Origin of the sequence: Bifidobacterium sp. SO1 (assembly GCF_018555335.1) — a bacterium.
Classification (GTDB): Bacteria; Actinomycetota; Actinomycetes; order Actinomycetales; family Bifidobacteriaceae; genus Bifidobacterium; species Bifidobacterium simiiventris.
In genome coordinates, this window is sequence record NZ_JAFEJR010000003.1 from 47,982 (window position 1) to 60,760 (window position 12,779).

Genomic DNA, 12,779 nt, shown 5'->3' on the forward strand with positions numbered 1-12,779 from the left:
TCGGTCACCTTTTCCCGGACGCCTCTTCGTGAGACGATCCGTCTAGGGGGTAGAGGGCCGTTGGTACAATCACCCAGTGTTTGTGAGTATGTCGGTTCAGTAGAGGAGTGACGGGTGTCTTCCGTAGAAAACAACGAGCAGCAGCCGGGGCAGGTTGCTGTTGAAAACCCCGCGGCGGTCAACGAAGACGGCATGACCATCATGGATCTGCTGCGGGTCATCCGCAAGCACACCATCTCCGTGATCGTCACGTTCGTGCTGGTGTTCGCCGCCGTATGCGCGTACACGATCCTCACGCCGGCCAGGTACACGGCCACGGCGCAGGTGTTTGCCACCTACAGCGACACGTCGAACGTGCAGGACAACTTCAACAACATCAACAGCGCCAGCTCGTACATCTCGAACCAGATCAAGTCGTACCCGACGCTGGCCACCACCGAGTCCGTGCTGCAGCCGGTCATCGACGATCTCGGTCTGGACATGACGGTCGGCCAGCTCGGCGGCGAGCTGACGGTCACCAACCCGTCGAATACCGCGTTCGTCAACGTGAGCGCCGAGGACGAGAATCCCAAGCAGGCCGCGTCGATCGCCAACTCGGTTGCCAAATCGCTCAAGACCGTGGTCGAAAACTCGCTGTACAGCTCCGACAACAAGTCCCCGGTCAAACTGTCGATCGTGCAGCAGGCGCAGGAACCGGTGTCCCCGAGCTCGCCGAAGATCGCGCTCAACATGGCCATCGGCATCGTCGGCGGCCTGATTCTCGGCGTGATCGTGGCACTGCTCAAGGACCTGTTCTCCACGCGCATCGAAGAGGCGGTGGAACTGCAGGAGTTCATCGACGCGCCGATCATGGGCCGCATCCCCGACGACGAACTGCTCAAGGGCGAGGTGCCGGTCATCGTGTCGAACCCGAGCAGCCCGATCGCAGAGGAATACCGCCGTATCCGCACCAACCTGTCGTTCACTGCTCCGGTCGAAGGCACCTCCGCTCGACTGATCGTCATGACTTCCACTGGCCCGAATGAGGGCAAGACCACTAGCTCGGTGAACATTGCCACGTCGCTGGCCGAAAACGGCGCGAGCGTGCTGCTCATCGACGCTGACCTGCGGCACCCGTCCGTTGCGAACCGTCTCGGACTCGAAGGTAACGCGGGCCTCGCGCACGTGCTGTCCGGCCAGGCGTCCGTCAAGGACGTGGTGCAACGCTACTGGAAGCCGAACCTGCACATCATGCCGGCCGGTCCGAAGCCGCCGAACGCGTCCGCGCTGCTCAACTCGCCGACCATGAAGGAGCTGCTCAAGCAGGCGCTCGCCCAGTACGACTACGTGATGGTCGACACGTCGCCGCTGGTCGTGGCCAACGACGCCACCATCTTCGGCGCGCTGGGCAACGGCATCGTGCTCGTCTCCGGCCGTGACGTGACCGACAAGCGTGAGCTGCGCGACGTCGCCGCCCAGCTGAGCAACCTCGGCGTGTCGGTGACCGGCTTCATCTTCAACTTCGCTAAGGAAGGCAAGAAGGCGAAGAGCAGCTACGGCAACTATTATTACGACGACGATGAGGACACGTCCCGCAAGAAGGGCAAGAAGGCGCGCACGCGCAAGAGCGCACCCCGTAGGGCGGCCAAGTAGTCGTTATGAACATCCGTGCGGCAGCGGGAGACCGTTGAGCCGCACGGTTTCTTGTTTTATGCAGTCGTATGGAGGAATGGACATGCCTGAACAGCCAGAGGAACCTGGCCAGCAGCCGCAGAAGTTTGATTTTTCGTACATGACGGACGATAGCGCGCAACATGGCACGCAAGCCGGTGTGGCTGGTCCCGTAGCGCAGAACGACGCGTTGTCGATGATGACCGCCGAAGACGCGAACGGCGAGACGTACCAACCACACAAGCACCGTCGACGGCGCATGAGCGCGCAGCATATCCGCCGCATCAAGCGTCGCCGCATGATCAGGCGCATTCTGGTAGGCTTGCTGCTCGTGCTGCTGCTGATCGCCGGCCTGTGCGCGTGGTTCGGTTATTCGGCGCTCAAGGCGAAGAACGAGATGCAGCAGGCCGTGTCGGTGGCTTCCGGCATGCAGAGCGCGCTCAAGGGCGGCGACAATGCCGCGTTGAAGACGAAGATGACCGACTTCTCAGGCCATGTGAACGCCGCATACCGGCAGACCAGTTCTCCGCTGTGGTCCGTGGCGTCGGTCGTGCCGTATTACGGCAGCGATATCAAGGCGGTGCGCACCGCGGTGACGGCGATGGAGAACATCGCCTCGCAGGGCATTCCGGCGTTGCAAGAGGCGTCCGGCGCGCTCGACCTGAGCAACGTGACGGTGAGTGACGGCACGATCGACCTGTCGAGCCTGACGCAGGCCGCCCAGCCGTTGCAGACGGCCGACACGGTGATCCAGAATGCGTCGCGCAGCATCGCTGCCGCGCCGGAAGTGCACATCAGCCTGATCTCCGACGCGCTGGGCAAGGCGACGTCGTATCTCGACACGTTGTCGACGCTCGTGCACAACGTGAACGTGGCCGCGCAGGTGGCGCCCAAGATGCTCGCCAACGACGGGTCGACCCGGACGTATCTGGTGCTGGCGCAGACCAATTCCGAAGTGCGACCGTCCGGCGGCCTGCCGGGTTCGTGGGGCGTGATGACCGTGACGAACGGCAAGGTCGAGATGGGTGAGTTCACCGCCGCGCGGGACTTCCCTGACTTCGACGAGCCGGTCACCGAGCTGACCGCCGAGGAGCGGTCGCTGTTTACGTCGAAGCTGGGCACAGTGCCGCAGGACGTGAACTTCACACCGGACTTCCCGCGCACGGGCGAGATCGCGCAGGCGATGTGGCAGAAGGCGTACGGCACGAAGGTGGACGGCGTGATCGCCATCGACCCGGTGTTCCTGCAGAAGACGCTCGCCGTGTCCGGCAGTGTGACGCTGGAGGACGGCGTGACGCTCGACGGCAACAACACCGCGCAGTACCTGCTTAATCAGGTGTACATCGACAAGCCGCTCGACCAGCAGGACGCGTATTTCGCAGCCGCCGCGCAGGCCGCGTTCCAGCACATCATGAGCAACGCGAAGGACGGCAAGTCGTTCCTCAACGCCATGACCTCGTCGATCTCGTCCGGTCATCTGAAGGTGTGGAGCGCGCGTGCCGACGAGCAGAAGCAGATCGCGACCACGCCGATCGCCGGCGTGCTCAAGACCGCCGCGGCGACCCCGGAAGTGGGCGTGTTCTACTCGGATATCTCACAGGCCAAGATGGACTGGTATTTGAAGCGTTCGGTGAGCGTCGAACCGGACGGCGTGGCCGCCAGCGGCGCGAACCAGTACACGGTGCACATCAAGTTCACCAACATGCTCACCGCCGACGAGGTCGGCACGCTGCCGCAGTACATCGTCGGCCCGTTCCTTGATGACATCCAGGCCGGACAGATCCGCACGGCCGTGTTCATGTATGCGCCGGCCGGCGGACGACTGGTGGACTGGACGATGAGCGACGGCAGCGACATCGGCGGTGTGACCGTGCACAACGGACTGACCGTGGGCGTCAAGACCATGACGCTTGACCCCGGCCAGTCGTATGAGATCACGCTGCACGTGCAGTCCGCGCCGGGCGTGGACACTCCGCTCGAGATCAACCAGACCCCGCAGATCGACGGCCGCACCGATCAGGAGTAGTCCGTCTCTTTCCCCGCATTGCGCAGCGTCATCGCCGTGTTGGGTTTGGCTAACATCCACGCCGATGTTAGTCAAACCCAACACGGCTTTCGTGTATCTCGAGCTTTGAAAAGTCAAGAATTATGGTAATCTTGACTTCTAAGAAGTCAAGATTTTATTAAAACATGACTTCACAGAAGTCAAGAGAACGACAGCTGTAGGTTGATATGGAACGGGGAAGCCATGAGCGAACTGGTGCGAGGGATCATACGAGAATGGAAAGAATCCGGCGTGCCGGAAGTGTTTCCCCGTGATCTTGATCTGGGGGAGGCGCCGGCCCCGCAAAGAGGCAATCTGGTGCGGACGATCATCGGCGTACGGCGTTGCGGCAAAACGTATCGCCTGTTTCAGGAGATGAGAAACATCCTGGATTCAGGTGTATCACCTGACCGGCTGCTGTATTTCAATTTCGAAGACGAACGGTTGAAGCCGTTTGCCAGTGACCTATTGCAGGACGTGCTCGATTCGTATTTCGAGTTGTACCCTCATGCCCGTGCCGAAGGCGTATATCTGTTTTTTGATGAGATACAGGAAGTGCCGGATTGGGGCATGTTCCTGCGAAGGCTCGTGGACACATTGAACGCAACTATCTATGTGACCGGTTCGTCTTCAAAAATGTTGTCTCGTGAAGTGGCGACTGAGTTTCGTGGTCGCGCGTTGCCTCGTGAGCTGTTCCCTATGAGCTTCTCGGAATACATGCGCTTTCATGGCAAGGATGTTGGTTCAGTGCCGGTGGATGATAAAGGTCGCGCGTCGTTCACCGCCGATGAGATCGCTCATCTGAGACATGGCGTTGATGATTATCTTGAGCGAGGTGGCTTCATTGCGGTGCAGGAGCTGGGAGTTTCGGATTCGGTGGCCCTTTTGCAGGAATATGCGAACCGCACGTTGTCGAACGATGTCATTGATCGGTATGATGTGCGCAATCCCGTCGCGGCTTCGGCGTTTCTTTCTCAGGCGATAGCCACTTCCGGACGGGAATTGTCCATCAATAAAATGACGAATCTGCTTACAAGCCGTGGGCTGCGTGTCTCTCGTGGATCGCTTGCGTCTTTGCTCGACTATTACGAAGAGGCATATCTGCTGTTCTCCGTACATGAATTCTCGCGAGCTTTGGCGGAGAACAGTCGTTCCGTGGCCAAGGTATATGTGATTGATCAAGGCATGTTCTCGGCTTTTTCGAGAGCGGCTACACAGGAACGTGGACAGCGATTGGAGACCGCGGTGTTCCTGAAGCTGCGTCGAGATACTGGTATATCGAGAAAAGGAACGATATCTCGTCTGCTGTTTCAGGAAGGTTCGAATCGGCACGAGATCGACTTCGTCGTGGGGGACGCGGTCATGATGAACGCGTACCACTTGATTCAGGTGTGTCTGAATATGGAAGATGACAAAACCCGACGACGTGAAGTGAGTGCGTTGCAGGCCGCCATGCGGCGTTTCGATCTCAGGAGCGGTACCATCGTCACTCTGGATCGTGATGAGACGATCGCTGTGCCGGAGGGGGAAATCAATGTAGTTCCCGCGTGGAGATGGCTGCTGGACGGCAGGTCGTGAAGGCTCTGTGCGATCTTGTCTGCCGGTGAGATACCGCTGGGCACTGTTCCCTTGCTTGCGGTCAGTATATGTAGTATTCCGATGTTCTGGTGCTGCCGCGATGGCGTACCAGCCCTTCGGACTCCATGCGTTTCAGCAGTCGCAAGGTAGTGACGTAGCTTTTGCCGTAGAACTTGGCGATTTGCGGCACTGATGCCGATCCCCCGAGGGTCTGAAGGATCTGGATTATACGGTCGTGATTTGCTGGTTCGGCGGTCTGATTGTTGTCTGCTTTTCGTCTTCCGTTGACGGCTAATCCGTAGACATCATGGCCATAGGATTCCACGATGCCTAGAGATGACAGGTCCTGCAGCGACATGGTTATGCGTTCTCGGTCGAGACCGGTTCGCTTGGCGAGTTCGGTTTCATTCATCGTTCCGTGCTGATACAGGGCTGCGAGCGTAATCAATGATTCGACTGGCAGCGGGGCGTTGCGGTCCGTGGACAATTTATTGACCAGACGTACAAACGATTCGTCCACGGCGGCGTTGCGTAGGAACAACACAACCTCTTCGGAAGTGGATTGCGAATAATCCGGCATCGGACGGCCCGAAACGACCGTTCTGGCGAAGATGCGGTCGATGCCACGTCCCGTTCGTTCCACGTATCCGCAACGTTTGAGAATATCGGCCAGTCGGGGATTCCTCGGGGTCGGTGACACGGTGAGCAGGTTGCCTAGATTGACACCTCGCATGAATCCTCCGGGATTGGCCACGGTGAGTCCGGCTTCATCCAGCTGAAATCTCACCGGCGCCATGATGGTATAGTCCCGGTGACAGAACGCATTGGCCATAGCCTCTCGGAACGCGCCGCTGTCATAGGCGGAATAGTTGGCGTGCTGAGTGCCGAGCATGATTTCGGTCTGTGTATTCCACGGAGCGATGAGTTCCTCTATTCGACTGAACATGCGGACCAGGGGCATGCGCATTCGCTCGTCCACGACCGGGGAGCCGTTTCGCATGACCTGGAACGTTGCTGTTGCCGTCGGAACGCGACGTATGAGCGCCTGTTTTGTGCCGATCATCACGATTCCAGCGATCGTCGGTACGACGGAACCGTCTCTGGTTTGTCGAGTTGTCAATCCCAGGGCGCCATCGAAGTCGGCATCAGACAGAGACAGCATCTCGTCGTCCGAGTGGGTTCTGGCTATGCCTTCCCTGAGCGTATCTCTGGCATGGGGATCAAGATCTGTCAAGACCGCTTCCGGAGCCGGCTGCGCGCTGTAATCGTAACTTCCTATTGACGACAACCGCGAGACGAATTCATATGGGTACATGGTGACGACCTCGGGTTCGCCGTTCGCCTTTAATACACGATGTACCACTCTGCCGTTCTTCATGCAAATCAGTTGGGAGGATTCGTCTACGCTGATGGCAACCACATGAAGGCCGTCGCCGGTCAGTACGGCAGGGCGCACCTGTACAGGGGGAACCGTGTTATTGAAGATATATGCCGCCAGCTGGGTGATGTTCTTATGTTCGCGACTGACACCAGTTGGCGTGCCGTCGTCCTCGACGCCGAGGTACAGCGTGCCGCCGCTGGTATTGGAAAAGGCGACCACATTGGCGATGATCGCGGAGTCGTCGATTGGTCCGGACCGTTCGCTTTTGAACTCCACTTGAAGCGATTCCTTAGGGGGAATTTGCAAGTTGTCGCTCATCGCTCCAATCCTTTCATTTATCCTATCAGTGATAAGAATGATTCTATCACTGATAGGATAAATGATAATACCGTGCGTCGTTGTCCGCCAGTGAGATATCGCTGGACACTGTTCCCCCCCCCTACTAGAGTGGTGCCTGTTTCCATGAGCACGAATGAGCGTGTTGAGAACACGAGGAAGCGGGGCCGCGCCATGTATGCCGAGTCATCTGCATGCAGAAATAGTGTCGTTTTCCACGTTTACAACAAGCTGTTCTGAAGCGGCATAGGGGAGTAGCGGGGTCATGCAGCATGTGTTTATTGTCGGTTCGAAGGGTATTCCCGGCAATTACGGCGGCTATGAGACGTTTGTGGATCGGTTGACGGAGTATCACGAGTCGATGATGACTCAGCCTACGGTCTATTAGATTAAGCGGAGGTTGCAGTGAAAGTCTGTTTAGTCAGCTCCAGTGGTGGACATTTGACGCATTTGCTTATGCTGAAGCCATTTTGGAGAAACAAGGATCGTTTCTGGGTAACGTTCGATAAAGAAGATGCCAATAGTGCGCTTCAGGGGGAAAAGGTATATCACTGCTTTTTCCCGACGAACCGAAACATTCCTAACCTTTTCCGTAATACCTTTTTGGCTTGGAAGGTATTACGGCATGAGCGTCCAGATTTGATTATTTCTTCTGGTGCTGCTATCGCAGTTCCCTTTTTTTGGTTAGGGAAGCTCTTTGGTGCTAAGACGGTTTATATTGAAGTTTTTGATCGCATCGACAAACCGACATTGACTGGTCGACTTGTTACCCCGGTGACGGATCGGTTCATTGTGGAATGGGAGGAGATGCTAAATGTCTATCCCAAGTCGATCAATCTTGGCAGTATTTTTTAAAGGCGGCGGTGAATGATATTTGTAACAGTAGGTACGCATGAACAGCCATTCAACCGTTTGATCCAAGCTGTGGATGAACTCAAAGGGCAGGGTGTGATCGAAGAACCTGTATTTATGCAAACAGGTTATAGCACTTATAAGCCAAAGCATTGTGAATGGCAAAGTCTGCTGCCATACGATGAGATGCAGCGAAAAGTAGATGAGGCTCATATTGTGATTTCACACGGTGGCCCCTCAAGTTTTCTTATGCCCCTTAAGGAAGGCAAGGTGCCTATTGTAGTACCCCGCCAACTAAAGTTTAATGAGCATGTTAATGATCATCAAGTAGATTTCGTCCATGCGGTAGATGAACGATTTCACAATATCATTCCTGTATATGATATAGATACACTCGGAAAAATGATCAATAATTATGATCAATATATATTAAATATGTCAGATTCGTCATTTTCTCATAATATAGAATTTTGTAATAAATTTGAGAATATAGTTGATGGATTATTTGGAGAAAAAAGCATATGAGCGATGCGCAAGAGTTAAGAATCCCCAAGGTGATTCATTACTGCTGGTTTGGGAACAACCCATTGCCGGAAGATGCTAAAAGATGTATTGAAAGTTGGAAAGAATATTGTCCTGATTTCGAAATAAAGAAATGGGATGAATCCAATTTTGACATTAATTCAATTCCGTATGTACAGGAAGCTTATGCTGCAAAGAAGTGGGCATTTGTAACTGATTATGTGCGGTTATGGGTAATCGAAAAGGAAGGTGGAGTCTATCTAGACACAGACGTAGAGCTCATAGCATCGTTAGATCAGATCCTCGAGGGTGTTGGATGCGTAGTATGTGAAGAGGTTCCAGGAAGGATTAATACAGGTGTGGGATTCGCTGCTACCCCGCATCATCCTGTAGTGAAAGCAATGCTTGATGAGTATTCCGAGGCCCATTTTCTTTTAGGGAATGGATCTTATGATCTTACTGCATGCCCAATCCGGAATACCCGTGGACTGGTTAAACAGTTCTATGATGGCCACGCCGGCCTTATTCCTCAGTCGGATTGCAGAGTATTATCGTCTGATTTTATGTCACCTATTAATGCGGAAACTGGAGAATGTAAGATTACGGTAAATACTGTATCTATTCATCATTTCTCCGGTTCTTGGAAAGATGATAGCGAAAAAGAACTGTATGCGAAGAAAATGAAATTACAAAAAAATTTTGGACTTGTTGGTACTTATATATATTATGGATACGCTCTATTCCATGAAATAAAGCATAGAGGTCTTATTTCAGCAATTAAACAGGCAATGCAAAAAATAAGTTTGCGAAAATAATTAGTTTATGGTATTTATGGTCATTTGAGGCGAGATTTTGGATGGATAGTTACTATTTATATATAGTGCTTATATCAATTGCAAAAGGCTTTGGTCTGCAATCAAATAATATTATTTATATCGGTGTTTTTGCGATTGGATGTGTTCTAGTCTTTGCAAAAATGATCCATGAGACCTATACCACACGGCAACTATTGTGTATAGCATTGATTTTGGGAATTGGCGTTGCTGATTTTGCCATCGGAAGATCAACTGCCATCTTATTGACAGGGATCACAATTGTCGGGGCAAAAGGAGTATCTTTTAAAAAGATCGCAAAAATTGTACTTCTGGTGAGATCGATTACCTTTTTAATTATGGTGGCGTTATCCTCAGCGAATATTATTCCTAATAACAATATATCGTTTTATCGTGATAATGGGTTTATTGATCGGTATGCATTCGGTTTTACACATCCAAATGCCGCCCATATGTCGTTAGCTATAATTTTAGTTTTAGCATTTTATATTTATATTAAAAAAATAAATTTGATTTGGGTTTTCATCGGAGAAACGGCCAATTATATTTTATATAGATATACTGGATCTAGAACGGGTTTGCTTATAACTGCGGTGTGCCTCTTGATGTTTATTGTCTTGAAGAAGATACCGCGATTGGTTGGTTCGTTTAGGTTTCTCTTTAGATATTCCTTTTGGATAATGTTGTTTATCTCCATTGGAACTGCTCTGCTATATCCAAAGGTAGCGTTTATACAAAGAGTGGATTCTCTTTTGACCGGTAGAGTTTTGTATGCATATGAAATTTTACAGTATAGGATACCTCTAATTGGCAGTATAAAATACAATGAATATGTGAACTTTGACAATGGATATATTACTCTTCTATATGAAGGGGGTCTTTTTGCCTTCTTGTGGATTGCAATCTATATTTCGTTGCTAACTCGTTTTCTATATAATGAGAAAAGAACAGAAGACCTTCTTCTTATTTTCATTTTCAATGTCTATGCTTTGACTGAGAGCTTCTACCCTAGTGCAGTTGTGAATATCTCTCTTATTCTTATTGCGCAGATTATTTTTCGAAAGGATAGAATAAATGGGATTGGTCACCATATTTACGCCAACGTATAATCGTGTTCCGCTTCTTTCTAAACTCTATGAGTCACTATGCCAACAATCGGATAAGGATTTTGTTTGGTACATTGTTGATGATGGTTCCGACGATGATACTTCTCATTTTGTATCGCTTTGGAAAAAAACCGCGCCATTTCAAATTATTTACCGATACCAGATTAATTCAGGGAAACATATAGCTTATAATTTGGCACTTCAAGAATGTAACACGGAATGGTTCGTATGTATAGATAGTGATGATGTATTGCTCAACAATGGTGTTGCGCTAATGAAAGAATATGCTTCTAAGATTCATGGTGATTTGGCCGGAATTATTTTTCCAAGACAATTGAATGGTCATAGATCGTATTCTCTTAGTCGCATTATTGATGGACCAATTGATATTATGGATTTAAAATATAAATATAATTTCAATGGTGAAACATCTATTCTTTTTAAAACTCAAATTGCAAAACAATATTTATTCCCATATTTTCATGGTGAAAAGTTTATGAGTGAAGAAATTGTATATATTAATATGTCAAAGAAATATAAATTTTTATATATAAATTATCCACTCTGCTCGTATGAATATCATTCAGATGGTCTTACTAAAAATTTATATATAAATTGGGCTAATAATTATTATTCCACAAATTTACTCTTAAATATGAGGTATTTATATTTAAGTAAATATAAATTCTCTGTAAGGATTGAAAATAGGCTTAAGACGATTATTAATCATTCAGCAGTTTCTTTTAAGGCAAAAATAAATCCAATTGAGCACTCGCCTTCAAAACTGTTGACGATAGTTTTGTTTATTCCGTCGATTATTTTTTATTTTAGTAAGTATCATAGGTGATTGTTGTGGCTAAAGTCAGTGTCATAATTCCTTTTCATAATGCATCATTATATATAAAGCGATGTATTATTTCATTGAAGAATCAGGAATATACGGATTTTGAAGCTATTTTTGTTGATGACGGATCAACCGACGATTCGCTTCGGGTTTTTAATAAGTATAAGGACTCGAGGTTTGTCTGCTACTCAATTCCCTCACAAGGTGTTTCCGTAGCAAGAAATGAAGGACTCAGTCATGCGACCGGCGAATATATTGCCTTTATGGATTGTGATGATACCGTTGCAGTGGATTTCTTGTCTCGTTTTACTTATGCCATAGAAAGTTCCAATGCTGATATCGTAATTTCAAATTACGTTGAGGTATATAATAATGGAACAAAAAAAGAGATTCATCTTCCTTGGTCAAACGAGATTATTGATAGATCGGCAATCGAAAAAGAACTCATTCCCCGTATGATAGCTGATGAGGATGGAGTCTTAATCCGTGGACTTGTGTGGAGAACTTTTACCCGTAGATCATTTATATTTGATCAAGGTATTTGCTTTATAAAAGATATCAAAGTAGCCGAAGATTTATTATTTACTATACAATTGTATAATAGAGCTAATAGTATTTATGTTATCGATGATTGTATTTACGAGTATCATAAGAATATCGAATCTACTGTTAATTCGTACCGGAAAAATAATATCGAGGACAATCTGAGGTTTCATCAGAGTTTTATAAAGGTACTTAGGGATGAAGGATTGTATGAAGATAATTACACAAGATATTTGATTAATAGATTTAGTTTTTATTCTTATGCAATATCAAATGCAATCAGAAACCCTAAGCATTCGGAGATCAAGAAGGAACTGACAGAACTTCGAAAAGTGTTTGTAAATGATTCTTTTGACTATTCGCATTTGAACATAACATTCTCAAAGCGTATTATCTATTATCTTCTTAAAATGAATTTCTTGGATGTTTTAATGCTAATTTATAGAATGCATGAAATTATTAGAAGGAAAAAGTTGATTTGAACTATGTGTGTTGGATTAGTGGTTTAGTGTGTGAGGTATTATGAGTTTTATAAGACTGATTTGTGAAGACATTGCGGCTTATGATTCCAGACTTAATGTTGATTCTGTTACCCTTATTGATTTTTTTTATCGTTGGTTGAAAACTCCCGGGTTCCGGGTTACTACTAGGATGCGTTTATGCAGGTATCTTGAATCAAAACATTTTCTTGTATTTTTGTTTTATTTAGAGAGACTGTTATATAGAAGATGTCAAGTTAAATATGGAATCCAAATTGGATATAAACTTCAGGTGGGGGGGGGGATTTACTGTCCATCATTTTGGAGGTATTGTTATCGGAGAATCCTCGATAATTGGTGAGCGCTGTAATATTCGACAGAATATTACTATTGGCCATTCGCATGGGAAGTATCCTATCATTGGGAATGATGTTTTTATTGGAGCTGGCGCTATAATCCTCGGTGGAATAACCATTGGTGATGGATGTGTGATTGGTGCGGGTGCTGTGGTAACTCGATCTTTTCCCCCTAATAGTGTTATTGCCGGTGTGCCTGCTAAACTTTTAAAAATAAAAGAATAAGTTTTTTATAACCGATTTTACGGATTGGAG

The 12,779-nt window shown here is 48.8% G+C and carries 12 protein-coding genes; 11 read left to right on the forward strand and 1 reads right to left on the reverse strand.

Features of this window, described 5'->3' with window-relative positions:
• Window positions 1-114 precede the first annotated feature (114 nt).
• From JS541_RS03885 to JS541_RS03895, 3 genes are all read left to right on the forward strand, one after another.
• On the forward strand, window positions 115-1,632 hold the full coding sequence (locus tag JS541_RS03885; protein WP_346428287.1) for a polysaccharide biosynthesis tyrosine autokinase: 1,518 nt from the start codon (window positions 115-117) through the stop codon (window positions 1,630-1,632).
• Window positions 1,633-1,714: 82 nt separating this feature from the next.
• On the forward strand, window positions 1,715-3,676 hold the full coding sequence (locus JS541_RS03890; protein WP_214373186.1) for a DUF4012 domain-containing protein: 1,962 nt from the start codon (window positions 1,715-1,717) through the stop codon (window positions 3,674-3,676).
• A 222-nt stretch (window positions 3,677-3,898) separates the two neighbouring features.
• Window positions 3,899-5,272 (forward strand): ATP-binding protein, encoded by a 1,374-nt coding sequence (locus JS541_RS03895; RefSeq protein ID WP_214373187.1) that lies wholly within the window; start codon window positions 3,899-3,901, stop codon window positions 5,270-5,272.
• A 61-nt stretch (window positions 5,273-5,333) separates the two neighbouring features.
• On the opposite strand, the gene JS541_RS03900 is transcribed toward JS541_RS03895, so the two are convergent.
• Window positions 5,334-6,971: an RNA-binding domain-containing protein gene (locus JS541_RS03900; RefSeq protein ID WP_214373188.1), complete on the reverse strand. Its 1,638-nt coding sequence runs from the start codon at window positions 6,969-6,971 to the stop codon at window positions 5,334-5,336.
• 283 nt (window positions 6,972-7,254) lie between these two features.
• On the opposite strand from JS541_RS03900, the gene JS541_RS03905 reads away from it, so the two are divergent.
• The 8 genes from JS541_RS03905 to JS541_RS03940 all read left to right on the forward strand — a co-directional run bounded on the left by JS541_RS03905 (window position 7,255) and on the right by JS541_RS03940 (window position 12,749).
• Window positions 7,255-7,377 carry a DUF1972 domain-containing protein gene (locus JS541_RS03905; RefSeq protein ID WP_236036972.1) on the forward strand — a complete coding sequence of 41 codons (123 nt, stop codon included), beginning with the start codon at window positions 7,255-7,257 and terminating at the stop codon, window positions 7,375-7,377.
• Between the two features lie 17 nt (window positions 7,378-7,394).
• The gene (gene pssD, locus JS541_RS03910) at window positions 7,395-7,844 is read left to right on the forward strand and encodes a PssD/Cps14F family polysaccharide biosynthesis glycosyltransferase (protein WP_338023661.1); all 450 of its coding nucleotides are present in this window, start codon (window positions 7,395-7,397) and stop codon (window positions 7,842-7,844) included.
• A 12-nt stretch (window positions 7,845-7,856) separates the two neighbouring features.
• Complete coding sequence (locus JS541_RS03915; protein ID WP_214373190.1) at window positions 7,857-8,366, forward strand: glycosyltransferase; 510 nt, start codon at window positions 7,857-7,859, stop codon at window positions 8,364-8,366.
• A complete protein-coding gene (locus tag JS541_RS03920; protein ID WP_214373191.1) occupies window positions 8,363-9,178 on the forward strand; it encodes a glycosyltransferase in 816 nt (271 codons plus the stop codon). Before JS541_RS03915 ends, JS541_RS03920 begins: the two co-directional genes overlap by 4 nt.
• A 41-nt stretch (window positions 9,179-9,219) precedes the next feature.
• Complete coding sequence (locus JS541_RS03925; protein ID WP_214373192.1) at window positions 9,220-10,305, forward strand: hypothetical protein; 1,086 nt, start codon at window positions 9,220-9,222, stop codon at window positions 10,303-10,305.
• Complete coding sequence (locus JS541_RS03930; protein WP_214373193.1) at window positions 10,271-11,149, forward strand: glycosyltransferase family 2 protein; 879 nt, start codon at window positions 10,271-10,273, stop codon at window positions 11,147-11,149. Before JS541_RS03925 ends, JS541_RS03930 begins: the two co-directional genes overlap by 35 nt.
• 5 nt (window positions 11,150-11,154) lie before the next feature.
• On the forward strand, window positions 11,155-12,171 hold the full coding sequence (locus tag JS541_RS03935) for a glycosyltransferase family 2 protein (RefSeq protein ID WP_214373194.1): 1,017 nt from the start codon (window positions 11,155-11,157) through the stop codon (window positions 12,169-12,171).
• Between the two features lie 260 nt (window positions 12,172-12,431).
• Window positions 12,432-12,749 carry a serine acetyltransferase gene (locus JS541_RS03940; protein ID WP_214373195.1) on the forward strand — a complete coding sequence of 106 codons (318 nt, stop codon included), beginning with the start codon at window positions 12,432-12,434 and terminating at the stop codon, window positions 12,747-12,749.
• The last annotated feature ends 30 nt before the right edge of the window (window positions 12,750-12,779 follow it).

Coding starts and splice junctions, on each gene's coding strand:
- JS541_RS03920 (WP_214373191.1), top strand. CDS start 8,363: ATGAGCGATGCGCAAGAGTTAAGAATCCCCAAGGTGATTCATTACTGC.
- JS541_RS03940 (WP_214373195.1), top strand. CDS start 12,432: ATGGAATCCAAATTGGATATAAACTTCAGGTGGGGGGGGGGATTTACT.
- JS541_RS03890 (WP_214373186.1), top strand. CDS start 1,715: ATGCCTGAACAGCCAGAGGAACCTGGCCAGCAGCCGCAGAAGTTTGAT.
- JS541_RS03905 (WP_236036972.1), top strand. CDS start 7,255: ATGCAGCATGTGTTTATTGTCGGTTCGAAGGGTATTCCCGGCAATTAC.
- JS541_RS03900 (WP_214373188.1), bottom strand. CDS start 6,971: ATGAGCGACAACTTGCAAATTCCCCCTAAGGAATCGCTTCAAGTGGAG.
- JS541_RS03925 (WP_214373192.1), top strand. CDS start 9,220: ATGGATAGTTACTATTTATATATAGTGCTTATATCAATTGCAAAAGGC.
- JS541_RS03915 (WP_214373190.1), top strand. CDS start 7,857: ATGATATTTGTAACAGTAGGTACGCATGAACAGCCATTCAACCGTTTG.
- JS541_RS03930 (WP_214373193.1), top strand. CDS start 10,271: ATGGGATTGGTCACCATATTTACGCCAACGTATAATCGTGTTCCGCTT.
- JS541_RS03895 (WP_214373187.1), top strand. CDS start 3,899: ATGAGCGAACTGGTGCGAGGGATCATACGAGAATGGAAAGAATCCGGC.